Source organism: Peredibacter starrii, from assembly GCF_034259205.1.
Taxonomy (GTDB): Bacteria; Bdellovibrionota; Bacteriovoracia; order Bacteriovoracales; family Bacteriovoracaceae; genus Peredibacter; species Peredibacter starrii.
The window spans coordinates 1,708,759-1,734,897 of record NZ_CP139487.1 but is presented as its reverse complement, the minus strand read 5'-3'; the positions used below and the strand labels follow the sequence as shown (position 1 = coordinate 1,734,897).

General features: G+C 43.2%; 28 protein-coding genes. 13 read left to right on the top strand and 15 right to left on the bottom strand.

Features of this window, described 5'->3' with window-relative positions:
* Nucleotides 1-9 precede the first annotated feature (9 nt).
* The 3 genes from SOO65_RS08745 (at nt 10) to SOO65_RS08735 (ending at nt 5,273) form a co-directional block, all read left to right on the top strand.
* Nucleotides 10-369 (top strand): PKD domain-containing protein, encoded by a 360-nt coding sequence (locus SOO65_RS08745; protein ID WP_321399438.1) that lies wholly within the window; start codon nt 10-12, stop codon nt 367-369.
* A gap of 65 nt (nt 370-434) precedes the next feature.
* Nucleotides 435-2,294, top strand: a complete 1,860-nt coding sequence (ftsH, locus tag SOO65_RS08740) for an ATP-dependent zinc metalloprotease FtsH (RefSeq protein ID WP_321399436.1) — start codon at nt 435-437, stop codon at nt 2,292-2,294.
* 150 nt (nt 2,295-2,444) lie between these two features.
* Nucleotides 2,445-5,273 carry a S8 family serine peptidase gene (locus SOO65_RS08735; RefSeq protein ID WP_321399434.1) on the top strand — a complete coding sequence of 943 codons (2,829 nt, stop codon included), beginning with the start codon at nt 2,445-2,447 and terminating at the stop codon, nt 5,271-5,273.
* A gap of 32 nt (nt 5,274-5,305) precedes the next feature.
* Here the strand turns inward: SOO65_RS08735 and SOO65_RS08730 are convergent, their stop codons facing one another.
* From SOO65_RS08730 to SOO65_RS08715, 4 genes are all read right to left on the bottom strand, one after another.
* On the bottom strand, nt 5,306-5,734 hold the full coding sequence (locus tag SOO65_RS08730) for a PepSY domain-containing protein (RefSeq protein WP_321399433.1): 429 nt from the start codon (nt 5,732-5,734) through the stop codon (nt 5,306-5,308).
* Nucleotides 5,735-5,875: 141 nt separating this feature from the next.
* Nucleotides 5,876-7,366 carry a sensor histidine kinase gene (locus tag SOO65_RS08725; RefSeq protein ID WP_321399431.1) on the bottom strand — a complete coding sequence of 497 codons (1,491 nt, stop codon included), beginning with the start codon at nt 7,364-7,366 and terminating at the stop codon, nt 5,876-5,878.
* On the bottom strand, nt 7,347-8,027 hold the full coding sequence (locus tag SOO65_RS08720) for a response regulator transcription factor (protein ID WP_321399429.1): 681 nt from the start codon (nt 8,025-8,027) through the stop codon (nt 7,347-7,349). Before SOO65_RS08720 ends, SOO65_RS08725 begins: the two co-directional genes overlap by 20 nt.
* 52 nt (nt 8,028-8,079) lie before the next feature.
* Nucleotides 8,080-8,532 carry an OsmC family protein gene (locus SOO65_RS08715; protein ID WP_321399427.1) on the bottom strand — a complete coding sequence of 151 codons (453 nt, stop codon included), beginning with the start codon at nt 8,530-8,532 and terminating at the stop codon, nt 8,080-8,082.
* A gap of 157 nt (nt 8,533-8,689) precedes the next feature.
* Between SOO65_RS08715 and SOO65_RS08710 the strand changes: the two genes are divergently transcribed.
* From SOO65_RS08710 to SOO65_RS08695, 4 genes are read left to right on the top strand one after another with little or no spacing between them, the layout of a single operon-like run.
* On the top strand, nt 8,690-9,238 hold the full coding sequence (locus tag SOO65_RS08710; protein ID WP_321399425.1) for a DsbA family protein: 549 nt from the start codon (nt 8,690-8,692) through the stop codon (nt 9,236-9,238).
* A gap of 10 nt (nt 9,239-9,248) precedes the next feature.
* Nucleotides 9,249-9,797, top strand: coding sequence for a DsbA family protein (locus SOO65_RS08705; protein ID WP_321399423.1), 549 nt, complete (start codon nt 9,249-9,251; stop codon nt 9,795-9,797).
* Nucleotides 9,787-10,215, top strand: coding sequence for a DUF2267 domain-containing protein (locus SOO65_RS08700; protein ID WP_321399421.1), 429 nt, complete (start codon nt 9,787-9,789; stop codon nt 10,213-10,215). Before SOO65_RS08705 ends, SOO65_RS08700 begins: the two co-directional genes overlap by 11 nt.
* A 9-nt stretch (nt 10,216-10,224) precedes the next feature.
* Nucleotides 10,225-10,452: a BON domain-containing protein gene (locus tag SOO65_RS08695; RefSeq protein WP_321399419.1), complete on the top strand. Its 228-nt coding sequence runs from the start codon at nt 10,225-10,227 to the stop codon at nt 10,450-10,452.
* 30 nt (nt 10,453-10,482) lie between these two features.
* Here SOO65_RS08695 and SOO65_RS08690 read toward each other — a convergent pair whose 3' ends face one another.
* Both SOO65_RS08690 and SOO65_RS08685 read right to left on the bottom strand, forming a co-directional pair.
* Nucleotides 10,483-10,770: a hypothetical protein gene (locus SOO65_RS08690; RefSeq protein WP_321399417.1), complete on the bottom strand. Its 288-nt coding sequence runs from the start codon at nt 10,768-10,770 to the stop codon at nt 10,483-10,485.
* An 81-nt stretch (nt 10,771-10,851) separates the two neighbouring features.
* Nucleotides 10,852-12,198 carry an alginate export family protein gene (locus SOO65_RS08685; protein WP_321399414.1) on the bottom strand — a complete coding sequence of 449 codons (1,347 nt, stop codon included), beginning with the start codon at nt 12,196-12,198 and terminating at the stop codon, nt 10,852-10,854.
* Nucleotides 12,199-12,305: 107 nt separating this feature from the next.
* On the opposite strand from SOO65_RS08685, the gene SOO65_RS08680 reads away from it, so the two are divergent.
* The 3 genes from SOO65_RS08680 to SOO65_RS08670 all read left to right on the top strand — a co-directional run bounded on the left by SOO65_RS08680 (nt 12,306) and on the right by SOO65_RS08670 (nt 14,583).
* Entirely contained in the window at nt 12,306-13,286 is a 981-nt protein-coding gene (locus tag SOO65_RS08680) for an alpha/beta hydrolase (RefSeq protein WP_321399412.1), read from the top strand.
* A gap of 14 nt (nt 13,287-13,300) precedes the next feature.
* Nucleotides 13,301-14,086 carry an alpha/beta fold hydrolase gene (locus SOO65_RS08675; RefSeq protein WP_321399411.1) on the top strand — a complete coding sequence of 262 codons (786 nt, stop codon included), beginning with the start codon at nt 13,301-13,303 and terminating at the stop codon, nt 14,084-14,086.
* An 83-nt stretch (nt 14,087-14,169) separates the two neighbouring features.
* Nucleotides 14,170-14,583, top strand: coding sequence for an Rrf2 family transcriptional regulator (locus SOO65_RS08670; RefSeq protein ID WP_321399409.1), 414 nt, complete (start codon nt 14,170-14,172; stop codon nt 14,581-14,583).
* Between the two features lie 31 nt (nt 14,584-14,614).
* Here the strand turns inward: SOO65_RS08670 and lon are convergent, their stop codons facing one another.
* The gene (gene lon, locus SOO65_RS08665) at nt 14,615-16,996 is read right to left on the bottom strand and encodes an endopeptidase La (RefSeq protein ID WP_321399407.1); all 2,382 of its coding nucleotides are present in this window, start codon (nt 16,994-16,996) and stop codon (nt 14,615-14,617) included.
* A 103-nt stretch (nt 16,997-17,099) separates the two neighbouring features.
* Between lon and SOO65_RS08660 the strand changes: the two genes are divergently transcribed.
* On the top strand, nt 17,100-17,408 hold the full coding sequence (locus SOO65_RS08660) for an ArsR/SmtB family transcription factor (protein ID WP_321399404.1): 309 nt from the start codon (nt 17,100-17,102) through the stop codon (nt 17,406-17,408).
* 16 nt (nt 17,409-17,424) lie between these two features.
* Here SOO65_RS08660 and trxA read toward each other — a convergent pair whose 3' ends face one another.
* The 6 genes from trxA to SOO65_RS08630 form a co-directional block, all read right to left on the bottom strand.
* On the bottom strand, nt 17,425-17,742 hold the full coding sequence (trxA, locus tag SOO65_RS08655; protein ID WP_321399402.1) for a thioredoxin: 318 nt from the start codon (nt 17,740-17,742) through the stop codon (nt 17,425-17,427).
* A 3-nt stretch (nt 17,743-17,745) separates the two neighbouring features.
* On the bottom strand, nt 17,746-18,528 hold the full coding sequence (locus tag SOO65_RS08650) for a DsbA family protein (protein ID WP_321399400.1): 783 nt from the start codon (nt 18,526-18,528) through the stop codon (nt 17,746-17,748).
* A gap of 132 nt (nt 18,529-18,660) precedes the next feature.
* Nucleotides 18,661-19,974 carry a TldD/PmbA family protein gene (locus tag SOO65_RS08645; RefSeq protein ID WP_321399398.1) on the bottom strand — a complete coding sequence of 438 codons (1,314 nt, stop codon included), beginning with the start codon at nt 19,972-19,974 and terminating at the stop codon, nt 18,661-18,663.
* Complete coding sequence (locus SOO65_RS08640; protein WP_321399396.1) at nt 19,971-21,350, bottom strand: TldD/PmbA family protein; 1,380 nt, start codon at nt 21,348-21,350, stop codon at nt 19,971-19,973. Before SOO65_RS08640 ends, SOO65_RS08645 begins: the two co-directional genes overlap by 4 nt.
* Before the next feature lie 65 nt (nt 21,351-21,415).
* Nucleotides 21,416-21,820 (bottom strand): DoxX family protein, encoded by a 405-nt coding sequence (locus SOO65_RS08635; RefSeq protein ID WP_321399391.1) that lies wholly within the window; start codon nt 21,818-21,820, stop codon nt 21,416-21,418.
* The gene (locus tag SOO65_RS08630; protein WP_321399389.1) at nt 21,817-22,671 is read right to left on the bottom strand and encodes an SDR family oxidoreductase; all 855 of its coding nucleotides are present in this window, start codon (nt 22,669-22,671) and stop codon (nt 21,817-21,819) included. Before SOO65_RS08630 ends, SOO65_RS08635 begins: the two co-directional genes overlap by 4 nt.
* An 81-nt stretch (nt 22,672-22,752) precedes the next feature.
* On the opposite strand from SOO65_RS08630, the gene SOO65_RS08625 reads away from it, so the two are divergent.
* Nucleotides 22,753-23,670 carry a LysR family transcriptional regulator gene (locus SOO65_RS08625; protein ID WP_321399387.1) on the top strand — a complete coding sequence of 306 codons (918 nt, stop codon included), beginning with the start codon at nt 22,753-22,755 and terminating at the stop codon, nt 23,668-23,670.
* Nucleotides 23,671-23,747: 77 nt separating this feature from the next.
* Nucleotides 23,748-24,986 (top strand): epoxide hydrolase family protein, encoded by a 1,239-nt coding sequence (locus SOO65_RS08620; protein ID WP_321399385.1) that lies wholly within the window; start codon nt 23,748-23,750, stop codon nt 24,984-24,986.
* Here SOO65_RS08620 and SOO65_RS08615 read toward each other — a convergent pair.
* On the bottom strand, nt 24,983-25,432 hold the full coding sequence (locus SOO65_RS08615) for a YiiD C-terminal domain-containing protein (RefSeq protein WP_321399383.1): 450 nt from the start codon (nt 25,430-25,432) through the stop codon (nt 24,983-24,985). The genes SOO65_RS08620 and SOO65_RS08615 overlap by 4 nt on opposite strands.
* The gene (locus SOO65_RS08610; RefSeq protein ID WP_321399381.1) at nt 25,429-26,139 is read right to left on the bottom strand and encodes a hypothetical protein; all 711 of its coding nucleotides are present in this window, start codon (nt 26,137-26,139) and stop codon (nt 25,429-25,431) included. The genes SOO65_RS08615 and SOO65_RS08610 overlap by 4 nt, the downstream gene beginning before the upstream one ends.

Below are 26,139 nucleotides of genomic sequence, written 5' to 3'. Positions count from 1 at the left end.
ACTTTGAATATGAGAACATCCATCCTTCTCCTCATATTCACTATGCTTCTGACCTCGTGCCAGAAATCCGATGGTCCGATTGAAGAGATCAACATCATTGATCTTGTGACCAGTTCAATATTCGCGGGCCAGGATAAAACCATTTTGACTTCTAAGACGACATTGGCGGCAGAGGCCACAGATATTCAAGCTTCGAGTTATAAGTGGACCAAGATCTCTGGAGGTCCTGCGAAGATTGAAAGGCCACATGCTCTCACAACAAAAATTACTGGGCTTCGTCCCGGCAAATATGTGTTCCGAATTACAAAAAAAGAAGAAGGCATGACTCTAACTGATGAAGTTTCCATCACCGTGCAAAGCAGAAGTTAACTGAGTTAATTAAAGAGGAATAAGTGAATCATGCCCTCGAAGCGTAATCTTGTTATGATCTCAAAATGGAAACTGAGAACAACAAGCGTTTCGTATTCAGTTATTACCACATCTTTCTAGGCATTCTAGCTTTCTTAATCGTAAGAAGTTGCCTGGAAGGCTCGCAGATGCAGCGAATTTCCTATAGCGAATTTAAACAGCATCTGGAGCGAGGTGACATCAAAAACGTCACTCTCCGGGGAGATAGTGCCACCGGTGAATTTGTAAAACCCATCAAAGGCAGAGTTGGTTATCAAACTAATATTGTCCCTCAGGATATCGCCAATCAATTAGATAAATATAAAGTGAGTTATGAAAGTTTAGGATCTTCTTCCTTCATGGGAAGTTTCATTCTTTTCTTTTTACCCACCATACTCTTCATTGGTTTTTGGTACTACATCCTGAAACGGGGACTTAAAGGTATGGGGGGCGGTGGCTCTTTCATGTCCATTGGAAAAAGTAAGGCAAAAATTTACGTCGAGACCGATACCAAAACCACATTCAAAGATGTGGCGGGTGCTGATGAGGCATTGGATGAACTCAGAGAAGTCATCGATTTCTTAAAAAACGCAGACAAAGTCAAAAGTCTTGGCGGAAAAATGCCTAAGGGAATTCTTCTTGTTGGTTCTCCAGGAACAGGGAAAACACTTATCGCAAAGGCCATCGCCGGAGAAGCAGGTGTTCCCTTCTTCTCTACGAACGGTGCTGAATTTGTAGAGATGTTTGTTGGTGTTGGGGCGGCCCGAGTAAGAGACCTTTTTGAACAAGCGAAGAAAACCGCGCCTTGTATCATCTTCATTGATGAGCTTGATGCTCTCGGAAAAACTCGTCACTCTAACATCATGGGTGGTAACGACGAAAAAGAACAAACACTGAACCAACTTTTAGTTGAGATGGACGGATTTGATACCCAAGGTGGAATCATTATTCTCGCGGCCACCAACCGTCCTGAAATGATTGATCCAGCATTACTGCGTGCCGGTCGTTTTGATCGTCAGGTGGTGGTGGACCGTCCTGATCGCAAAGGACGAGAAGACATCCTTAAAATTCATTCTAAGAAAGTAAAAATGGAACCGGATGTGAATCTTGATTCCATCGCAGGTCTTACTCCGGGATTTACTGGTGCGGATCTCGCGAACCTCGTGAACGAAGCGGCCCTCATAGCAACAAGAGAAAATGCCACCGCCATCAACATGAATCACTTCACTCTCGCTTTCGAGCGCTCCATTGCCGGAATTGAAAAGAAAAATAAAATTCTTAATGCCAAAGAAAAAGAGATCGTGGCCTTTCATGAAATGGGTCATACCCTCGTGGGTTATTGGATGAGTCACGATGATAAGATCCACAAGGTATCAATTATCCCGCATGGAATTGGTTCAATGGGTTACACCATTCAAAGACCAACTGAAGACCGCTACCTCATGACGAAAGAAGATCTCGAAAATAAAATGGCGGTCCTCATGGGTGGTCGAGCTGCTGAGATGCTTATCTTCGGTAAACTCAGCACTGGTGCCTCGGATGATTTAGGCAAGGCCACTAACATTGCCCGTGAAATGGTCATGAGATTTGGTATGACTGAAGAGCTGGGCTTTGTGACCTATGAAGAAGCGGCCTCACCTTTCCTGGATGTGAAAGATGGCTTCTCTCGCATTAGTTATGCTGATGATACCGCTAAAGAAATTGATGAATGCGTGAAACGAATTGTTATGAACTCCTATCTTCGGGCCTATGAATTCCTACGCAATCACCGGGAACTTCTGGAGTCCGCCGCCTCATCCCTTATGCTCCATGAGACCCTTTCTGAGGAAGAGCTGAAAGAGTTTTTCCGGGTCCTGGACGATGAACGGGCCCCTCATTCACCCGAAAATGAGACCCACGTTCACTAAAAGTCCGAACAATTGATTAAATCCTTATAAATTCCCTGCACTTAGGCCGTGTTGACTTGGCCAACACCCGCATGTAAAAACTTCAATCCCGCCCATGCAATTCGGGTATTTAGCTAAAATACCTGTGTGCAAAATGAACGAAGGATCTCTATGAAAAAGACTGCTGGACTACTTTTTACTCTTTTACTTGTTGGTTGTGGTGGCCCTCAAAAGCACAAAACAGAAAAGTTAAACCTATCTGAGCAAACCAAAGGCAACACTTCAGTTGTTGTTCTTGGTGCTGAAATCACCCCTGAATTTCAGGAAGAGATTCTCAAGGCCGGTATTAAGCTTGAAGGTCAAAATATTATCCGTCTGACTGGTGCAGCTTCAGACCTTAATCAATTAAATATCCCGGTTAAAGATAGTCTTGATTACCTACTCGATTCAGAAATCGAAGTATCTCGTGATGAAGCTAGTAAACCAGATGCTGATGCCATTTACGTAGCTAAAAAAGAATTCGGTATCCTGGATCTTTGGAAAACAAATCCTGAGGCCGATGGCCGTGGTGTTATCGTTGGTGTGATTGATGATGGTATCTCTCCTCATCAGGTGGGCTTCCAGAAAACAACTACTGGTGCTCGTAAGTTTCTTGCTAAAACATCTCAATCGACATTCTCAGTTTACCCATTGGTTGATGCTGAAGATGGCTTCACTGTTGAAGTAAAAGAAGGCATGACTTTCGGTGGTAAGCTGGATCTGAACCAAGATGGAACAATCAACAATTGGAAGGCCTCAGTTTCTCTTGATGGCTCTCGCGTTTGTCTTGATTTAAACGTTGATGACAAATTTGACGAGTCTGAATGTAAAGGTACGTTCGCCAAGACTGGTGACTACTACCTGCTTCCAAAGAAACCAACTCTTGCTGTTATGACAGAAGTAGATCTGGTTAAGAAAACTCTTCGCGTGCTTCAGCCAGAAAAAGACGATGACTCTCACGGTGAAGGTGTGGCGAGTGTTATGGCCGCTCACAATTCAATGGGTGGTGGAAACCTTGATGGTGTTGCCCCTGGTGCACAAATCGTAGACTACGATCTCTCTGAACTTACAAATAGGCCAGTTGAAAACGAATACACGCTGGGAACATTCCTTCTGGCGATTGACTGGTTAGGTTCTCAAGGTGCAGAAGTAGCAAACGTTAGTTATTCACTGTTCTTCACAAACACTGCCACTCAAGCATTTATGAGCAAGGCCCTTGCTCAAATCATCGAGAAGCACAATATCGTGATCAGCTTCTCTGCGGGCAACAATGGTCCGGGTCTAGGATCACTTAACCGTCGTCTGATGTACCCTTCTTCAACTCTTGTTGCCGGTGCCTACGTTCCAAAAGAACTAGATGAAAGAGTATGGGGAACAACTGGACTTCCTGAAGAAGGTCGCGTGGTTTATTACTCAAGCCGCGGTCCAGGTGCGGGTGGTGCTGGTCCAACACTTATTTCTCCACTTTCTAGCTTAACTCACTCTTCTCCAAATCTTGGTTACCGTGCTTTCAACGGAACAAGCTCTGCTTCACCGGCCCTGGCGGGAGCTGCGACAGTTCTGGTTTCGGCCATTAAGCAAGCTGGTATGAAGGTAAATGCAGCAACTGTTGTTGCGGCCCTTCGTCTTTCAGGTAAAAGAATCGCCAATGAACCATTCGTTGCTCAAGGTTATGGTCTGCCACAGATTCCAAAGGCGCTTGAAATTTATAAGACTCTTATCAATGGTCAGAATTTTCAGAATATTTCTCTCAGTGTGAACCGTGGTGGTCTAGACGGAACCGCCGCTCAAGGGATCTTCGTTAGAACTTCTCAATTAACAGATTCAATTGAAACTTACCGTGTGCTATTCACAGGTGAGCTTTCAGCTCTTGCTCCATCTGAAGCAACTACAAATCTTCTTACGCCAGTTGATATCGAGTACACTAAAGGCATCAAAGGTCCAAAAGAACTTTGGGTCGCTGTTTCTCAAAGTCGAATCGCAGTTGATGTGAACGCAGAAGAGATGCTGGGTGACGCGAATGAAGCTTTCGGTGAAATCCGTCTTTACTCTAAAGCGGACAAATCACTTCTCGCAGTGGTTCCAGTGACTGCGGTACGTGATCTTCGTCCTCGTACATTCCTTCGCCAGAGTCTGACTGTAGGTTCTCAGGAAGGAGCTCGTATTCACCTGAACATCCCAGAAGGTGTTAAAGGGGTAAAAGTAAGAGCGCGTGTGGTTGAAGGCGAATCAAGCTTCCTGAATCTTGGAACATTCACTCCAGACTATATTCGTGCCGAACAAATTGCTTTCACTCGTGAATTTGTCATGGCGACTCCTAAGCCAGGTCACTACCAGGTAACAATGCTTATGAACGGCGGAACTGAGCGTTCAGCAACAGTTGAGTTTGAGATGGAAGAAATTAATCTTAAACTAAACACGGATATCGCCGCTGCTGAAGGTGGAAGAATCAATATCAGTAACCTTGCTCAATCTTCACTTCAAGGTGAACTGGTCCTGGTTCGTGAAGTAACTCCGATTAAGTCTCAGATCTTCAACAATAAAAAAGACATCCCTGAAATCACGATGAATGTGGCCAAGGGTAACTATGCTGTGGATCTACTTCCAACTGCTCAATACGATATGAGCTACTTCTACGCTAACTGTAGCATCATGGTTCAGAACGATAAGGGCGAGTTCGAAGCAACTGATAAAGCGACTTACAAAAACGATACAGATAAAGAGGCCACTCTGAAGTTCCGTTGTGTGCCTTTCGACCTGGGCATTGCCGCTAACGATAATCTCTTCTGGAAACTTCAAATCTCTACGATTGAAGAAGAAGCGAAAGTAAGATTTGATCTGGGTGGACGTCTTAAGAAGGACTTTGTTCTTCCTAAGTTAGGGCCAGGCATCTACCGTGTCGAATACTCAACGGTGTTTGAGGCAAAACGCATCTCTCTTGGTAAAATTGAAGTCATCTAAAATAATAAGGCCCCTTAAGGGGCCTTTCTTTTTTAATCATCTTGTTTTGTTTCACGAAGTTTACCGGTCTTAGCATCCACTAAATATTCCATCGCCTTACCGTTTTCCATGCCTTCAAATTCATAGTGCCAGCCCTTCATCATACTGTCTTCAAGTGACCAGTCGCCCACTGGTGATTTGCCGGCCTTTTTCACGGCCGCCACAGCGTCTTTGAGTGAAAGAAGATTCTGTCCGGGTTCAAAAGTATCCTTATCAACGGCATGACCAGAGGCCTCTTCAAAATCACCATTACGCTTAAATTCAACTTCTACAATAGAGCCATCTTTGGTTTGAATTTTTACTTCTTTCTCTTTTTCCTGAACGACTTTTCCGCCTGGAACCATTTTTAGTGCTGAATCACTAAGGTTGGCAGCGAACGCAGGAATAGATAATGCTAATAGACCGAAAGTTAGAAATTTCATAGTTACTCCTTATGATAAAACAGCGGACTGATAGGCCGAAAGGGCCAGAGCTGTAATGATTGCCAGATGTAGAAAAGGTACTGCCAGGTATTTCATGCGTTTTCCCCTTGATGAGAAAATCTTAAAACATGGACCTTACCGTTATCTTACGCCTGCATTACAAAGCGGTAATGTAACTGTGAAACAAGACCCTTTCCCTATAGTACTAGAGACTTGAACCGAGCCTTGATGGACTTTAATGATGGCCTTAACGACACTTAACCCAATGCCCAGACCTGGAGTAGAACGACTCTTATCCACGCGGTAAAGGCGCTCCCAAATCTTCTCTAAATCCGACTCGGGAATTCCTTCCCCTTGGTCATTAATCGCAATTGAAACCTGATCATGCTGAGGAGTGACAACTAGTTTCACTTCAGTTCCAGCAGGAGAATATTTGATGGCATTATCCAGGAGATTTCCAAAGGCCTGATTTAGTCGGACTTCATCTCCCATAATGCACAGATCATCTGGAACACTGAAAGAGAGTTTAATCTCCTTGTCTTCTGCCACGTACTGATAAAGTTCAACCAGATTTTTAATGAAAATATCGAGATAGATTTCTTTCTTTTTGATCATCATCGTTCCGGTCTCTGCTTCAGACACATCCATGATGGCATGAAGTAGTTCCAGGATCTTTTCTGAGTTCTCTAACCCGTCTTCAAGAGCAAGTGCCATTTTCTTGGGATCATCCTGATGAAGAAGAGCGTCTTCTGCACTAATGCGAAATCTGGTCAAAGGCGTTCTTAAATCATGGGCCACATTGTCGATGGAGCTTTTTAGATTTGAGATCAAAATCTCATTCTTATCTAATAGATTATTAAACTCATGGGACAAAAGATCGACCTCATCCCCTGAATTTCGCACTAATGCTCGCTTTTGAGTTTTACCATTTTGAATATCATTGATAACAGCGGCGAGATTTTTAATAGGTTTTAAGATACTTCGGGACAAGAGATAACTTAAAAGAAAACCCACGAAGAGAAACGGGATCAGTACCATCAAAGCAATGTAACGAATGCTCGATAAATGCTCTTCACGCTCTTCCGAACTTTTCCCCACTTTCATCCATCGGTCATTTTTAAGCGGAGTCACAAAGACTTCAAATAAATCATTATCAATTATGGGAAGAAGCCCTAACCACTCTTTTTCCAGAAACATCACCCGTAACTGATACTCTAACTTCTCATACAGGTCCTTATCCTCCTCTCCCGAAAGAAGAAGAACAGTTTGAAGCCCTTTTTTAAGCGGCATTTGACTGACCTCAATCTGAAGCTGTCTGATTTCATCTTCATCTTCAAAGTCTCGGTCAATATATTTAGGAAGTGATGAAAAGATCTCTTTTCCCTCTTTATCTACGATGACGACCAAAATTTCCGGTGAGATGTCTTTTCTGAGTGAGTCCTCACCAAAAAGTTCGTAGTTCTGGGCATAGACCGCGGAAAGTCTTTCCAGGAGATCTTTGTCGCTCTTTCTTAGAGAGTTAGAAAGCAAGTAATAGATCGTGATCGAAACACTTAAGAGGGAAACGAGAAGAAGAAGGGTCGTTCCAAGAACCAGACGTGGCCCAATTTTTTTAACCGTCTTTGAGAACATACCCCACCCCTCTAATGGTGTGAATGGTCTTGTGATCAAAGTCCTTATCGATCTTATTTCTTAAACGGCAAACCAAAACATCCACAATATTGGTCTGGGTATCAAAATTGTAATGATAAACATTTTCAAGAATCATGGTTTTGGAAAGTACTCTTTCTGGATTTTTAAGAAAGTATTCAAGCAGTGAAAATTCTTTTGCCTGAAGATCTATGACTTTTCCCCCGCGAGTGACTTCACGCTTGAGAAGATCAATTTTAATTCCGAATTGTGCTAAGGAAGTCGGAAGACTTTTTTGTGGTTGATGACGACGGAGAAGGACTTGAATGCGCGCCAGAAGCTCAGAAAAGGCAAAAGGCTTCACTAAATAATCATCGGCCCCATGCTGTAGCCCCTCAACTTTCTCTTCCACCGAACGTTTGGCACTCAAAATAAGCACGGGAGTACTTAGCCCTTCAGCTCTCATCCCGGCAAGGACCTCGAGTCCACTTTTTCCAGGCAGCATAAGATCGAGAATCACCAAGTCATAGGATTTATCAACACCGAGATGATCGAGCGCTTCCTGACCATTGGCAAGGGCGACAGGCTCATAACCGGATTCTTTTAATCCCTTTTTGATAAATCCAGAAATTTTCGGATCGTCTTCAACGATAAGAATTTTCATCCGCTTATTATACGGTATTTTGAACCAGTAGATAAATTACATTTCTGTAATCTTACTCGCCACTGAGATACTCTCCTATGTCCCCCGTACCCGCTTCTTTGCCATTTAAGAATAATCTCCAATGGATAGACGCGGATCGGGCCATCATGGCGCTTATCCCACAATACTTGGTTTGGGCCAGGCGAATGGCCTGAAGGGCCAGGGCCTCTTCTACCTCACCTTCGATGTGATAAACCAGATCAATAAAGGAAAAGACAATTGGATAACCATCATTTGTCGATTTAACCTTGGTCTCAATCTCAAACTTTTTAATGTTCTGTTTATATTTGTGTAATAAACCAACTATGTCCATTCCAGTACATCCAGACAGGGAGGCCGCAAAAAGTTCTTTAGGCGTGGCACCTTTATCCTCACCCAATGGTTCAGAGGCATCCATTGAGATCAAATGATTACCAACCTTGGCCTTAAAGAGCATGTTTTCCTTCCACGAAGTTTTGAATTCCATAACTACTCCTATCTTCTTTAAAGTATCTCGCGGTTGAGACGGCCCATCCAACTTAATATTAACTCAACCTATTATTGATCGATTCTCTTTTCATTCGACAGAAGCAGTTGTTGGGATAAAACTCAGGGGTGAATTTATATTCACAGGAGGCCATCCCATGAATGGTTCAACCTTAAAAATTCCACCTAATGTCCACGACCACCGAATCGGTTCACTTCATGCTCCAGTCATTCTTATTGAATATGGAGACTTCCAATGTCCTCACTGTCAGATGACCGTGGCGACCATGGATACATTAGTTAAGGAATATGGACAGGATCTGTGTTTTATCTATCGCCATTTTCCCTTATCGACGATTCATACCGATGCAGGTGTTGCGGCAGTGGCCTCTGAAGCAGCAGATGTTCAAGGCCAGTTCTGGCAAATGCATCATCTCCTGTTTGAAAATCAAAATGACTTATCATCTGAAAATATTTTTGAGCTCGCTCGAGTCCTAAAACTCGATATGAAACAGTTCCTGGACGATCTGGAAAAAGAAGAATTTGCAGAAAAAGTTAGAGTCGACTTCAATAGCGGAGTCAGAAGCCAGGTGAACGGAACTCCCACTCTTTTTATTAACGGAATTCGTTTTGATGGAGCTCCGTCATTGGAGATTCTAAGAGACGTTATCAACAAGCTCATTTATGAAAACCGAGCGGCCATCTAAGGAGGTCATCATGACTTATACCCTAAAAGTACCTGCCACTAAAAATGATCACCGAAAAGGTCCCTTAGATGCACCAGTGGTATTGGTTGAATATGGTGACTATGAATGTCCCCATTGTGCCCGGGCCCAGCAACTCATTCAAAAACTTCTGAAAGAATTTGAAGGTGATATCTGTTACGTTTTTCGTCACTTCCCTATCACCGACATTCATCCCCATGCCGCCCTTGCTGCGATGGCCGCAGAAGCGGCCAATGAGCAGTCTCGTTTCTGGGACATGCATGATCTTCTTTATAAGAACATTTATAACCTTTCCGCCGAAAGCATTACGGTTCTGGCAGAAGCTCTGGAACTCGATATCTCTCGTTTTCTGGTAGATCTGGAAAGAGATGATCTCATTAACAAAGTACGCGCGGACATTGATAGCGGTGAAGAATCCGGAGTAACTGGAACTCCTACTTTCTTTTTGAATGGAATTATTTTTGAGGAAGATGCGACTTATCCAGCATTAAAAGAAAGCATCCTGGAACTTAAACGGGAGTATCAAGATTATGCATCATAAGCATATAAAAGGCATTGATAAGGCCAATGAAGAAATTAATCACGTCATCAATCTTCTTATGGAAAGTAAACTTTTTGAAAATGAACAGAAGGCCTTTGCCGTGCTCAAGGCCTGTCTAAAGGCCCTAAGGGAGCGCGTTGGAAGAGATGAGGCGATCCATCTGGGTTCTCAACTCTCAACCATTCTTCGAGGCATTTACTATGAAGGCTGGAGTCCTCACGCAGATGTCTCGAGGTCCAGAACCACCTTCGACTTTCTGGAAGATGTACGTCGTTATTTTCATGGTCATGACGAGATTGATCTCTCCCATGCAGTACCAGTCACCTTGGGAGTCATTTTTGATTTGATTGATCAGGGAGAGGCCAAACAAGTTTTAAAAAATTTACCTAAAAACATCCAGGATCTCTATCTGGATTAAGGAGGGAAAATGGAAAATCTAAACTCCGCGGATGCGGGTCTTAAAGATCGGGTCAATGAAGTATTGATTGATCTGGAGTGTGAAAACATAGAAGTCACGGTTGAGAAGGGAGAAGTAAGTCTATTAGGTGAAATCCCTAATGAAGAAATGAGAACGACCATTGAAGAAAAAGTAAAAGGAATTGAAGGAGTTCAAAGAGTCTTTAATGAACTCCATGAAAAATCCCTGCCTCAATAATAAAGGCCACCAAGGTGGCCTTTTAATTTTTTAATAGTTGCTACTGTCTTTCTTTTTAGAATCACTCCTTACGTCTTGCTTTACAGGTTCAACATCAATCACTTCTTCTTCTTGCATCATACCTTCAGGTCCGCGGTAACGACAAGATTCCACCATGGCGGTCGTGGTGGAGCCCACGACACAAGTTCTATACTCTTTCAAAGCATTCATCTTACGATCAATATCATCCGTTTTCTTTTTCTTTGCCCCAGACAGATCATCGGCCGAGAATGCGCTAACAGCAAAAAGTCCCACTGCTAAAAATGTTACAATTTTCATGATGACTCCTTTGTAGAGTCTCAGAGTATTCCTAGGTTAACCATTCTAAAATATGCAGTGAAAATGCAGCAAAGAGCTTCACTAGAACTTATAAGTTACCCATGTTGTAAAGTAATCGATGTCTTTGCCCGGAGTCGCTTCTTCCAGGAAACTGCCGGCGTAGAAATGCACATACTGAGCAAAGAGCAGCCAGTGTTTGCCTAACTTATACTGCCCACTAAGTGCCAGTTGGCTTCCAATATAGCGAGAATCTCCAGCGCTTCCAGGTACAATCGGATTTAGTGGAACATTATAAAGTCCATCTTCGATTGATTGCCTCCAGAGAAAGTCCCAGTCCACTTTAAACGTCATGACGTCCGATGGATCAATTGAAAATCCTGGATGAAGATCCATAAAGTTTGCTGGCCCCAAAATCGCGGCCTCGTTGAAGAAGGCCCCTTTCGGGAAAAGGGCATTGAAAGTTCCGAGCGTATCATCATTAGGATTATCATCACCACTTGCTGCCGAGGCCTTAAGCTCTAAGCGTGGTTTCCAAGGATGATTAAAGGTGTAGCCGGTATTGGTGGAAACTGTCCAGGCCTTGATACTTTTATTACCAAATTGACCGAACTGGTAAACACCTTCGTAGTCATAGTCCCAGTTCTTCCCTTTATTGTACCATCTTGTACCCACCGAATGTCGCATTTCATGATCAGTCCCAGAATCAAACTCCGCCTCTTGACGATCATATCCTAAATAATAAATATCGGCCTTGAGCTTAACGAAATTGGCATAGGCACCAAAAAGAGCTCGATCGGTTCCCGATTTGTCATCAAACTCTTCCGGATTAGTTTCAACCGGATGCGAGTACAATCCATCAATGTTTAGATTCTGATCTTTGTAATTTAATTTAACTGCATCAAATGATTGACGGACGTTTGGACCTTCTCGAACTGAAATGAGTCGACCACTTCCGTAGTTAATCTCCTGACGACCTACTCTCAAAAGAAAATGATCGAAATCACCATCAATAAACAACTGGTGAAGATCAAGTTTGTCTTTATCAATTCCACGAGGCGGAAGAGTCTTATCAAATACCAGGTTGCTCTTTAATTGCGTGAATAAACGAAACTTATCACTGATGTGAAGATCACCATGAACCATCACCCGAGATAAAATATAACCATCGCCCTCGTTTAATGGAGCTCCCCATAAAAAGTTACTAAAATACTCATACCTTTCTCTGACCTCACCGCCCAGAGTAAGAAAGTTACTTCTCTCTTCATTTAATGAAATAAACTTAATGCCGTCGAAATAATCAGATTTCTTAGAGGAATCACGAAGGTAACTGAAATCTTCGTCCTGACGTAAGAGTTTATAACCCGGCCACAGAACCTCAGCATGAGAAAGAATAGGCACTAAGACTAAGAGCAAAAACAATGCGCGCATAAGGATATTTAACCTCAACTATTATTAGGCCCGACTTCATTCACAAGATAGACAAAGGAGACGACCCTAAGGAGTTCTCGATCTAATTTATCTCAAAGGAGACAAATATGGCCAATCAATCTACTGAACAATACGAGTCCCATCCAGATAGTAAGACCCAAAAATTTTTGGACGCTCTCAATGCTTCTGGAGGAAAGCCAATGGAACAACTCTCTCCAGATGAAGCAAGAAAGGTCCTTGAAGGTGCACAGAAAAGTGTCAAAGTTAATTTAGGTGCGGCCGAAGTTTCAGATAAAGCAATTGAAGTCGATGGAAAAAAAATAAATCTCAAAATAGTAAGACCAGAAAATGCTTCAGAGAAACTTCCGGTTTTCATGTATTTTCATGGTGGCGGATGGGTCATTGGCGATTATCCGACTCATGAACGTCTGATTCGTGATCTTGTGGCAGAATCTGGCTGCTGTGCTGTTTATGTGGATTATACCCGTTCACCCGAGGCCCAGTATCCAATTTCAATCAATCAGGCCTATGCCGCAACTCAATGGGTGGCCGAGCATGGTGACGAAATTAACGTGGACGGCTCTCGTTTAGCGGTTGCAGGAAATAGTGCCGGCGGAAACATGGCAATTGCTGTTACATCAATGGCAAAAGATAAGGGTGGACCGGACATTCGCTTTCAACTTCTTTTATGGCCAGTGACGAATGCCTTCTTTGAAACTGAATCTTATAATCAATTTGCTGAAAATCATTTTCTGACTAAGAACATGATGAAGTGGTTCTGGGACAATTATGCACCTGATGAGAAAGACCGTCAGAACAAGTACGCCTCGCCACTACAGGCAACATCTTCTGATTTTAAAGACTTCCCACCAACTCTCGTGCAAACCGCAGAATGTGACGTACTTCGTGACGAAGGTGAGGCCTTTGCTCGCAAGTTAGATGAAGCGGGCGTCAGTGTGACGACCACTCGTTATGTGGGTATGATTCATGACTTTGGTCTCTTGAATCCTCTAGCGGAACTTCCGGAAGTAAGATCACACATTCTTCAGGCCTCGCAAGAGCTTAAAAAATACCTGCAACTTCACTAATCAAGGATGATTTTATGAAAATAGTATTCATGTTATTTAGTTTGATCATGATGCCACTGGCGCTGGCCCAAACTGCCACTGATAAAATCGATACAGTGGTCTTTGTTCATGGCGCATTCGCTGACGGTTCCAGCTGGAACAAAGTCATTACCTCTCTACAAAAATCAAAGATCAATGTGATCTCAGTTCAAAATCCCCTGACCTCTCTTGCCGATGATGCCGCTGCTGCAAAACGAGTGATAGAAGCTCAACCTGGAAAAGTTCTTCTGGTAGGACATTCATGGGGTGGTGCTGTGATTTCTGAAGCGGGAAATAATGAAAAGGTAGCGGGCCTGGTTTATGTGGCGGCATTCGCTCCCAATGATGGCCAATCAGCAAACGAGTCAGTCAAGGCCTTTCCAGCAGCACCTGGGATTCAAAAACTTTCACCGGATACAAATGGTTATATATCTCTTTCAAAAGAAATCATGGCGACTGATTTTGCCCAAGACTTAAAAAAGGATGAGACCAATCTCATGACAGCAACTCAGGGTCCAATTGCAGGGAAATGTTTTGATGATAAGGTCACCACTGCGGCCTGGAAAACAAAACCCAACTGGTACATTGTGACCTCTAAAGACCGTATGATTAATCCGGATGCTCAGAAAAATCTGGCAAAACAAATGAACGCGACGGTGACCACCATTGGCTCAAGTCACGTGCCTATGATTTCAAGACCTAAGGAAGTGGCGAAAGTCATTACTGATGCTCTTAAAAAGCTCAATAGCCAGGTTGAACAACCTAAGTCTGCGTCTAACTAGTCAATCCGTGAGACCGGTCTACTCGGCCGGTCTTTTTTTCAATTTTCTTGCCCATCTATCTACCCCCATTTATCATTGTTCTAATGGCCGCAGTAAATACTCAGTTTTCAATCGCAATTCACATCATGGTTTGTATTGGCAGTGCCAAGAAAGACATGACTTCAGCTACCCTCGCTAGCAGTGTGAATGCGTATCCAAGTTTTGTCAGAAGAATTCTTTCGAAGTTATCAAAAGCAGGGTTGGTTGAAACATCGACCGGGAAGACTGGCTCCTCAACTCTGGGTAAGAAACCAAAAGACATTACTCTTCTTGATATCTATCGTGCAGTGGAAGCTCCGAAGGCCTTCGCTATTCACAAATATCCAGAACAAAAAATTTGTGAAGTAAGTTGCGGTATTAAAGAGTGTATGGAAAAGGTCCTGGATAAGACCCAGAAAGCGATGGAGGATAGCCTTAAAAAGACCACCCTCGCAGATGTCATCAAAGATATGAAATAAAAAAGGCCAGCATATGCTGGCCTTATTTTTATTACATGGCGGTTGGGACCTCTTGAATATTCTCTTTGAATCCTTGAGGAACAAAATCCTCAGTTGCATCCAAATCAAGAGCAATTTTTAAAACTTCTGCTGCTGTTTCCACCAATTCAATCTTGAGCCCGTGACGAACTTCTTCTGGAACATCTTTCAAATCCTTCTGATTTCGTTTCGAAAGAATCACTTTCTCAATGCCTGCTCGGTGAGCAGCAATGAGTTTTTCTTTGATTCCTCCTACTGGCATTACAGCACCTCTGAGAGTCAGCTCACCAGTCATAGCAAGTTTAGGACTGATGCTTCGACCAGTTAAAAGTGAAGCAATGGTCGTAAGCATGGTGATACCCGCTGACGGACCATCCTTTGGAATTGCCCCCGCCGGAACGTGAACGTGAATGTCCTTTCGTTCAAACTCAAAGCCCGGAATAGCATGGGCCAGACGAGAACGAACCAAACTTAGAGCAATCTGAGTCGATTCTCTCATGACTTCACCCAATTGCCCGGTAAGGATCAAGCTTCCCTTACCCGGCATAAGATTCGCTTCAATGAAGAGAATCTCACCACCTTGTGGAGTCCAGGCAAGTCCAGTTGCCACTCCTGGAGGGTTCATGGTGTTGGCCACCTCATGAGTAAAGCGCTCGTTACCAAACACTTCCTCGATGTCAGCGAGTTCAATTCTTATTGGCAGAACCGAGTCTTTAGAAAGAACTTTTTCCGCCATCGCTCGACATAGAGTCACGATCTTTCTTTGCAGATCACGCACCCCTGCTTCACGAGTATACGAATTGATGAGCTTCAAAAGGGCCTCATCTGAAATCACTAACTGATCATCTGAGAGTCCGTGTTCAGTCCACTGCTTAGGAATCAAGTGATTCTTTGCGATGTGTAGTTTCTCGGCCGTTGTGTAACCCGAGAGATCAATGATCTCCATACGGTCAAGTAACGGGCATGGAATTGTATCGAGACTATTGGCAGTCGCAATAAAGAACACATTCGATAAATCAAATGGCACGTCTAAGTAATGATCTAAGAACGTAGCGTTCTGTTCAGGATCAAGAACTTCCAGAAGTGCGGCGGCCGGATCGCCTTGGAAACCACGGCCAAGTTTATCGATCTCATCCAGCATAAAGACCGGATTGTTTTCTCCTGCACGTTTAATTCCCTGAATGATTCGACCAGGCATTGCTCCGATATAAGTGCGACGGTGTCCGCGGATTTCGGCGTCGTCTCTTACTCCCCCTAAACTTCCGCGCACAAATTTTCGGCCCAATGCCTTCGCGATACTTTGACCTAACGAGGTCTTACCAACTCCGGGAGGTCCAACGAGAAGAAGGATTTGTCCTCGACTGGTTTTTTTAAGTTTCATGACCGCCAGATGTTGAAGCACACGTTTTTTGATCTTATCCAGACCATAGTGTTCAGCATCCAGGATCTCTCGGGCCTTTTCAAGATCCAGGTCAGCGATCTCTGATTCAGTCGCATTTTTCTTCCAAGGTAGTGCCACCAAAAGATCCAAGTAATTTCGAATCACATGAGATTCAGGAGAATTTGGCCCCATACTCTCCAGGCGTTTAAATTCATCCAGTGCGACCTTGAGGGTTTCTTCTGGCATTCCTGCATCAACAATTTTTTTGCGAAGATCGTCTTTCTCTTCACCTTTCTCGATATCACCTAACTCTTCCTGAATGGTTCTCAACTGTTCACGTAAAATTGTTTCACGCTGATGCTTACCGAGTTTGTGGCCAAGTTTATTTCTAATTTCAACCTGGACCTCTAGCTCATCTTTCATCTTCTGCATGGCCTCAAGGACCTTGAGCGAACGGTCTTTTAGACCCGCGGTCTCCAGAATCTCTTGTTTCTTCTGGGAGTCAATATCCAGATTCGCAGCGGTCAAATAAGTCAGATGAGAAAGATCATTCATCTCTTTCACAAGCTCTGACAGTAATCGGGTATCATTCGGAAGAAGCTGCAAGATTTTCTCTGACATGTTTTTCATCACATCAAGCATCGTTGCAAAAGTTGATGGATCACCATCCATCACGTCTTTCCACTCTTCAGCGGCGGCGGCAATATAACCGTCTTTCATGCTGAATTGGTTTACGCGGTAACGAGAAACTCCTCGAAGAAAAATTTGATAACCATCTTTGGCATTTCCACGAATGCGATCAATCTGGGCAAGAGTACCGATGGTTCTCAGGTCATCAATTTCCACATGGTCGTGATCATATCCACTCTTCTGGGACACGGCCAAAATCATGTTCCCATTTTTTTGAGCGGCCTCAACAGCTTCAATACTTTGTTTGCGTCCTACTCGTAACGGGAGGGCGCTGCCCGGTAAAATTACGCTTTCTCTCACAGATAAAACTGGCAGCAATTGCATAGGAAACTCCTTGTTTCACTTCGATAATTATCGAACTTAGAAATAAGATGGTAACGGTAAAAAAAATGTCAATGTTCAGTATAAAAGATGTTAGGATCATTCTATGAAGAAACCCGACAGACCTGCTCTAAAGAAAATTCAGATCTCAAGTATCTTTAATGCTCTAAGTGATCCTGCGAGGATTGAGATCATTCGAGAACTTTTAGAAAAGAATGAAATCAGTTGTGGAGAATGCAAAAGCACTCTTTCTAAGTCCACAATGTCCCATCACTTCAAGGTTTTAAGAGAGACAGGATTTATCGAAAAAAGAGAAGAAGGTAAGACCCACTATATTTCTCTCAGGGTCGATGAAATTGAAAAAAGAGTTCCGGGACTTATTGAGGTCTTACGCTCACTCAAGTCTCCCCTTTAAATCCCGGTTTCCCCCATTAAAGAGCGTCAATGCTCTTTAAAATAACATCTTTTGGTTGATTACCTACGAGAGTATTTACCACCTGACCATTCTTAAAGAGGATCATAGTTGGGATACCGCGGATACCATATTTCATAGCAAGGTCACGTGACTCATCAACGTTTAGTTTTACGATATTTGCTTTAGTTCCAATCTCTCCCGAGATTTCTTCCAGCACTGGACCCAGCACGCGACAAGGACCACACCATTCGGCCCAAAAATCCACGAGGACCGGTTTATCAGAATTTAAAACTGCTTGTTCGAAGTTTGAACTGTTCACTTGTTGTAGACTCATAACTTACTCCATTTCACTTAATTTACGATCAATAATTTGTTTAAAGGTCTCAAACGGATAAGCTCCTCTTACCGATACTCCGGCCACAATAAAGCCCGGCGTACCCTGAATAGAAAACTTCTCCGCTTCTTCCATATCTTTTCTGATGAGTGACTGCACCTTTTCAGAGGCCATCAGAGTTTTTACTTTTGCTAGATCCGCACCAACTTTTTTAACCACAGAGTCCAGATACTTTTCTCCGCCACCATTGAGTTGATCCTGGTGAGCAAAGATCTCGTGATAAAAGGCCCAAGCTTGATCTGGTTTCACAAGCATCAACGCTTCAAATCTTTCCGCTGCCGGCATCGCCATGGGATGATTTGAAAGAGGAAGATTCTTCACGACTAAGCGAACTTTATCTCCATAAGTCTTTCTCACTTGCTCCATGGTTTGGTAGCCTCGAGCGCAGAAAGGACACTGGAAATCTGTGTATTCCACAATCGTGATGGGAGCATTCACAACACCCAACGATTCTCTGGTTCCTAACTCTGGCTTCAGAGGATTTTTGAACTCAGCTTCAAACTTCGCCTCTTGTTCTTTCGCCGCTACTTCTTGCGCGTTTCGGGCCGATTCCTGGGCCGCCACTTGCAGGGCCGCCATGATCTTCTCAGGATTCTTTTTAATCGCATTCACCAGAATTTCTGGATTATCCTCCAGAGCTTTTTGAAGTTGAGCAGGACTCTGAGAGCAACCGCTTGCAAAATAAAGGAGAGAACCAATGGTGAGAATCGAGAGAGACTTGTTCATAACCACCCTTTTGTGAGGGCCACAGGCCCTAACCATATGATGGGTTCGACCTGTATTATTGTCAAGATTAAAGTAACAATTAAAGTCCAACCTATGGGAATGACAGAGGTTTAATTCGTCATTCCCGGTGGTTTATGCGCCTGCAATTGATAGATTGTGGAAGATTAATGGCACGCTAAAAAACGAATGGTCCCTAGATGCTTCAAGCCCTTCTCCTACAACATCAACGTTCATGAACATCTCCATGAGATTTCCAGAAAGAGTAATATTGCCGAAGGTCTTAGTTCTTTCACCGTATTCCCAAACGTAACCTTTGATGGCAACAGAGAAAGTCCCCTTCACACGATTGGCACCAGAATAAAGACCATCCATCTGAATAACTTCAAGATAGCGCTGAGGAAGTTCTTTTTTATTTTTACCCATGACCAGAAGATCATTTCCAGCGATGCCTAATGAACTACCTGCACTTCGAGAAGCGTGTCCAGTAGTTTTGGTCTTGAAATGATTAGCGGTCATTGAATTATGATAGAAACTTTGAAGCACACCATCTTTAACCAAGGTGAGTGGTTTTCTCTCCACTCCTTCACTGTCAAAAAGCGATGTCCTGAATGAATGCTCATAGGTCGGGTGATCAACAATCGTAATGTCCTTCGACATCACTTCTGCACCTAGCTTCTGATCCCAAGGATTCATTTTATCCATGGCCGACTTGCCGGAATAGAAGTTTGAAAAGCAATCCAGAAGCTGCTTCAAACAATCCTCTGTGAATTTCACTTCATACTTTCCACTTGGAAGAGTTTCTTCTTCTAAAAGATTCCGTGCATGGAAGAGTGATGTCTCAATGACCTTGTTCCATTGAAGTTCTTCAAAGGTCTTGGCTAGATTGAAATCATAAAATATCGCCTTCTTCCCTTTCTCATCTAAGAGGGCCGAGGAGCTAATGGAATAACTCTTGTCCAAATAAGAAGTCGAACGACCTCTAGAACTAAGATAAAGGGATTTGTATTCGTTTTCCGAAAAACCGTTATGTGGAACAGAAACAACTCTCTGATCCATCATCTTTACAACTGACTCTAGTTCCAATGCCTTTTTGGTTTTAAGAGCAATATCAACTTCCGGCTCAGGATGACTTTCCTCATCGGCAAGATGTCCCGTAAGCTCCATGATTCTCTCATTGGGATTCGGCTCACTGATCTCAGCATTTTGAAGAGCATGCTTAATCATAAATTGTAGCGACTCTTCATCCAGGGCCTCAGTATAAGAGATCCCCACGCGGCCATCTTTAATGACCCTTACTCCAAGAATTTCAGAACTAGATACTTTATAAGAAGAGATTTCACCATTCTGAGCACTCATTGAAAGTGCTTTTGAAGTAGAGTAAATCAGGTCCGCTTCTGCTTTATGATCCGTGATTTGGTTAATCACTCTTTCCATGATCTTTTTCATGCTTCACCTCCCACGAGAATTTCATCAACTTTGACTGGAGGTTGTCCGACAGTCGTTGGGATACTACCACTCACCGAACCGCACATTCCGGCCATGAGTTCCAGGTCTTTTCCGACCATCGAAATTTTCGCCATAATATCCGGGCCCGTTCCAATTAGCGTGGCCCCACGAACTGGAGTCGTAATTTTTCCGTCCTTAATGAGATAGGCCTCTTGAACCGCAAAGTTAAACTGACCAGTGGCCGGGTTCACCGAACCGCCACCCATTTTCTTAGCGTAGAGTCCATTAGGAACACTTCCGATGATGTCTGCTAATTCATGAGGACCTTGTTCAATATAAGTGTTTCTCATGCGAGAAGCGGGTGCAAACTTGTAAGACTGTCTACGAGCAGAACCTGTGCGCTTGTGGCCCGTTTTGATTTCGCCCATGCGGTCAGCAATGAAACGCTTTAAGACTCCATTTTCAATTAACTGGGTTTTCTGAGTCGGCATCCCTTCATCATCAATTGAAAGTGATCCCCATGCCCCAGCAATTGTCCCATCATCGACTGCCGATAAAGCGCTATGGGCGATCTGCTCTCCCATTTTGTCCCAGAACACACTCGCCTTCTTTTCAACTGATGTTGTCTCAAGCAAGTGTCCGCAGGCCTCGTGGAAAATAACTCCACCGAATCCATTATCGATCACCACTGGCATTTTTCCCGCGGGACAAGCACCAGCGTATAGAGTGGTATTGGCCTGTTTTAAAAGTGTGTCCACCACTTCTTCACGATTAAGTTTTTCCATGAATTCCCACCCGCCAATGGCGCCCGGACCGTGGAAGGCCTCAGTTTGAAGATTGCCATCTTTCATCACAAGCTGATGGAATAAACGGATATAGGGTCTTTCTTCCGAGGCATAAAGACCATCAGAGTTGTAGACCTCAATGAACTGTTTCTTTTTAATAAAGTTCAACATGACCTGAGCGACCTTCGGATCAGCTCTTAGAGCATCATCCGTTTTCTTCAAGTAAGCGAGCTTGTATTTAGCATCTACTTCCTGGTCCTGAATGGTAGGAATCTTCGGGTAATTGAGATTTTCAAAATTAACAGTTACTGACTTTCCGGCCTTATTAATTCTTGAGGCCAGAAGTTTGGTGATACGAAGAAGTTCTTCGCGATCAGTTGAATTTGTATAACCATAGAGGGCCTGCTGGCCATAAATCAAACGAATACCAATTCCAAAAAGAGTTCCCGACTGAGTGTCTTCAGCACGAGAATTTTTGAAGACCATATTTTCTGAATGGGTCCTCTCGATGAAGATATCAACGAAATCTGCACCGAGAGAAATACCATGAGCGATAATGTCTTGAGCAACTTGAGATTGTAGTAGTGGCATAAATTCCCCTTAAGGGGAAAATTATAACGGAGAAGTCTTTGAATGACATCCCCGTTAAAGTCCGCTTATTTTACTCCACTAGATTCAAAAGAATACTTACCTGCACCAAGAAGAATAATGGCCAGAGAGGAAACAATAAAAAATACATGAAGTTCAATCATCCAACCCCCGTATTGATTCAGGGTGAAGATATTTTCATGATACGCCAGTCCTACTGCCACCAGCATGGTGAAAATAATGAGGATTGCTGAATAGCGAGTTTTATAACCCACAATGAGTAAAAGTGGAGCAACTATCTCTCCCACTAAAACACCGTGCTGGATAAATTCCGGAAGGCCCGCTTGATTCAGCATCCCTCCCACATGACCATAACCATGAATCAGTTTATGCACTCCATGGAAAAGCATGAGCCCACCAACAACAAAACGTAAGAACAATTTCGCTAAATCTTCTTTTTGATTTGTTATCATTTTAGGGCCTTTAAATAATCTTGAAGAGTTGTGGGCGCCTTGCCTGTCAGCTCTCTCACAATATTATTTTTGATATTTAACTGCTGCTCTTTCACTGATTCTTCGTAAGTGGCAAAGAGATCAACCACAAACGGTGGAAGTCCCATTCCGGCATAGGCCTTTTCGATTTCGGCTTTGGATACATCGATGAACTTAATTTTAAGCATCTGTGCAATTTCCGGATAGCTGACGGTCTCTTCATTTGTCACATCTAGAATCGAGTGTTGGAAGTCGCCATTCATTAGGGCCGCAACTGCAACAGCCGCACAATCTTCACGGGAGATAAATCCCACTTTTCCCGCTCCGGTAGAAGTCACTAAGGAACCTGATTCCAAGGCATGTTTCAGACCCGCATCCAGGTTTTGCATGTACCAATTATTTCTTAGAATGGTGTACTCAAGGCCTGATGCCAGGATAGCGTCCTCGGATCCTTTATGATCTGGACCAAAAAAGATCTTAACCTTGTCCGGATTGTTTAAAGAAGTATAAACAATGTGCTTAACACCCGCTGCCTTGGCCGCTTTCACTGCTGCTAAATGCTGGCGCAATCTTTCACCAGGAACGGCCAGAGAATCGGTACTGATGATAAAAAGTTTATCAACATTTTCAAATGATTGCTCCAACTCCTCTGGTTGATTGAAATCGACCTTACGGACTTCGGCCCCCTGATTCTTAAACTTCTGTAGCTTCTCAACATGGCGTGAACCAGCAATGACTTTGCCTTTATACTTTGAAAGTAGTTCATCCAGAACCAACTGACCTAAATGGCCAGAGGCCCCCGTTACCATGATAGTTCCATTATATGCTTTCATATGGTCTCCTTGATGAATCCATAATCTCACTGATCCGTTGTTACAAAAAGTAGACATAATCGCATTACAGTGTTGCAATATATGCAACAAAGGTATGTTATGCTGGATGAGCTGGATTTAAATAAATTACGGATTTTCCGAGAGCTTGCAGTCGCAAAAAGTTTCACTAAGGCGGCACAAAATCTCAAACAACCTAAGTCCCGTATTAGCCGCACCATCTCCTCATTAGAAAAAGAAATGGGCGTGCAGCTTATTTATCGCACCACTCGCTCCTTTGAACTGACTCACTCAGGTCAGTTACTTTATAATCAACTCTCCCCATTATTAAATGAACTCAAGACCTCGCTAGAGATGGTGGTATCAGACACCAACGAAGTGGCAGGAATGATAAAAATCACAGCTCCTGAAGATGTGGCGGCCGAACTATTAGGTCCTATCTGCCAGGAGTTTTTGGAACTCTATCCAAAGACCCAAATTAAAATTCACGCCAGCAACGTCATCGTCGACATGGTAAAAGATCAGATCGATGTGGCGGTAAGAATTGGCAAGGCCAAAGATAGTACTCTCATCCAAAAAAAAATTGGTACGGTGGACATGGAATTAGTGATGTCACCAGAACTTTATCAGAAGCATCTGCCTCGTCGTCTGGAAGATCTGGAGAAGATGAATTTAATTACTTACGAAGATTTCAAACTTCCTCATTCCAGCGTTAAGGTCACAAAAGGAAAGGAAACCAAAACTCTTAAAGTAAAACCCCATCTCACTTCTAATAACTTTCTCCTCATTAAGCATATGGTCTTAAAAGGTGGAGGTTTCGCATTGATTCCTTCATTTTTAGTCAAAGATCATATTATGAAGGGAGAACTTATTACTGTTTTTAAAGAATGGAAATTGGAAGGTAAACCGCTTCAAATTCTAATCCCGCATCAAAAAGAAGTACCTATCAGAATCAGAAAGTTTCTGGACTTTTTGACACCTAGACTCACGCCATATTTTTAAAAAGTAATCTGCTCTTGATTCAAGACAGCTTTTCTCTCTCAGCAAAGCCGATTTAAATGAGCTGAGGAGAAAACTATATGGACAATACTTTCAATTATTTTTCATTCGATAAAAAAGAACTTGGTGCCCGCGGACCCTTTTTCGCAAGGCCCGATCTAATTGAAGATTTCAAAATCCATATTTCGGACGCAAGACTCGATGAAATCACCGCCCGAGTCATGAATGCCAAACTTCCTAAGCAAATGCCGCCTTCAGAAGAGGCCACATCCAACTGGGAAACCGGTGCGGACATCGCTTGGTTGGAGGAATTTCGGCATTACTGGCTGACGGAGTACGATTGGCGAGAAGAAGAGCAGCGTTTAAATGAGTATCCCCAGTATATGGCCCAGGTGGATGACTATCAGATTCATTTCTATTATGTGCAAGGTGAAGGTCCTAATCCTCTTCCCCTACTTCTTACTCATGCCTCACAAGGTTCGGTAGTGGAATTCATTGACTGCATTTCTTATCTGACTGAACCTTCAAAACATGGAGGAAAAGCAGAAGATTCCTTCACCGTGATCATTCCTTCGCTTCCGGGTTTTGGTTTTTCTTCTATGCCAAAAAAACCTATCCAGGCCAAAACAACGGCCAAGATTTTTAATAAGCTTGTGACTGAAATATTGGGGCATGAACATTATGTGGCCCAAGGTGGAGACATCGGCTCATTAGTTGCGGTTCAACTTGCTGAGCAGTTCCCAGAGAATGTAAAGGCGATCCACTTAAATCTTCCCCTTTGGTTTAACATACCAAGTACTGATCAAACCGAAGATGAAACCGCCTGGATCAAAGAATATGAAACATATTTAAACGGGCCTGCTTTTGATTTTCAAAGGATTCAAAGCAATCGTCCGATGATGGCCGCAGTGGCCTTAACTGATAGCCCTATAGGAACAGCGGCCTGGATTGCTGAAAAATTCTGGGCCTGGTCTGATCATGGCGGGAAGCTTGAGAACACCATTACGAAAGAAAGACTTCTCACCAATATCATGCTGTACCTGGTGAATGAGGGCGGGATTGCAGCGAGTTTTTGGTACTCTCGGGCCTTTCAAACAGAACTCAATTGGGAACTTCATCCAAAATATATAGAAGTACCAACTGCGATCGCGATTTATCCCAAGGAGCACATCTTTGGAAGACCAAGTATCGAAACTGCTCGCAGAGGTTACAACTTAGTTCACTATCAGGACATTCCACGTGGTGGGCATTTTGCGGCCATGGAGCAACCGGAATTGTTCTCTTCAAATATTCGTGATGCTTTTAGAAATTTCCATTAACCCAGACGCGTCTCAGATGATTTTTGGGCCACAAACACCCCTTCAAAAACGCAGGAGTTTTTAATATGGGCTTTCAAAGTGATTCTACCCAGACCTTTACGCCTGAAAGACTCTATGAATTTCTCAAATTGCGATTCATCCGGTGAAAGACAAACGGCCTTAAGATCCTCTTCAACTGGAAGAAGATAATCAGTCTTTCCTTCTTTGATGAGTACATGCGCACTGAATCCTGCTTGATCCAGGCGGTGAAATAGCCAGGTGTAACAAGACAAGATCAGCACTGCACTTAAACTTCCGCCAAAGGCCGTGCCCATGTGATTACGGTTCGGAGACAAAGGTCCAAAGACCTCGACCTCGGAATCTGTGGCCTTAATAATCTCGATATCCAGCGCTTTTGCTAGCGGGATTTGCTCGTGAAGGAAGGTTGTTAGTTCATTTGGCGTCATTGTAATTTTCTCAGAAAGAATTTTAACCGTTCAAGTCCATCATCAAAATCTTTTGGTATTAGTCCCGACTTTCGAAAAAGACTCGTACTGTCTAATCTTTCATTTTTCATGGCCTCAAAAATCCTGCGAGGCTTCTCGCCTAAATCGTTTTCAGGAATAGTAAATCCTTTGAGACGATCTAGTTCTTTGTAAACATCAAGCACTAAAAAATCAATGGGCGTCACAGGAACCGAGCTTTTCGTCTCTACCACTTTCTCAACCTTATCCGTCAGCAAGGAATCCATGGTCTTGTAGCGCTTTAATTCTTCGAGATAATCTTTCCGAAACATCAAATTGGAAACGCCTCCTGGATCAATGAGAACCTCTTCAAAGCTCCACAAAAGATCCGTGAGATAAGTGACCTGGATAGGATTACTTTCAAAATAAGGAAGATTTTCTAATACCAAGGAGCTTCGGCATGATTCAAAAAAGAGTCGCTGCTTTTCTTCCTGAGAAGGATAAGCATAAAAATCATCGAAGCTTAATTCATTGGAGATGGGTTGAACGTAGAGTGCAGCGATGGAATCAATCATCGTTTCATACTTCAAAAGTTCATCATCGCTGAAAGTATCTTCCAGGGCCTGGTCAAATTCGACCTGGTAGTCTTCAATCACGCGCTCTAATTCTTTCACCGAAAGGCGAAAGTAGAGATTAAGGGCACGGGACAT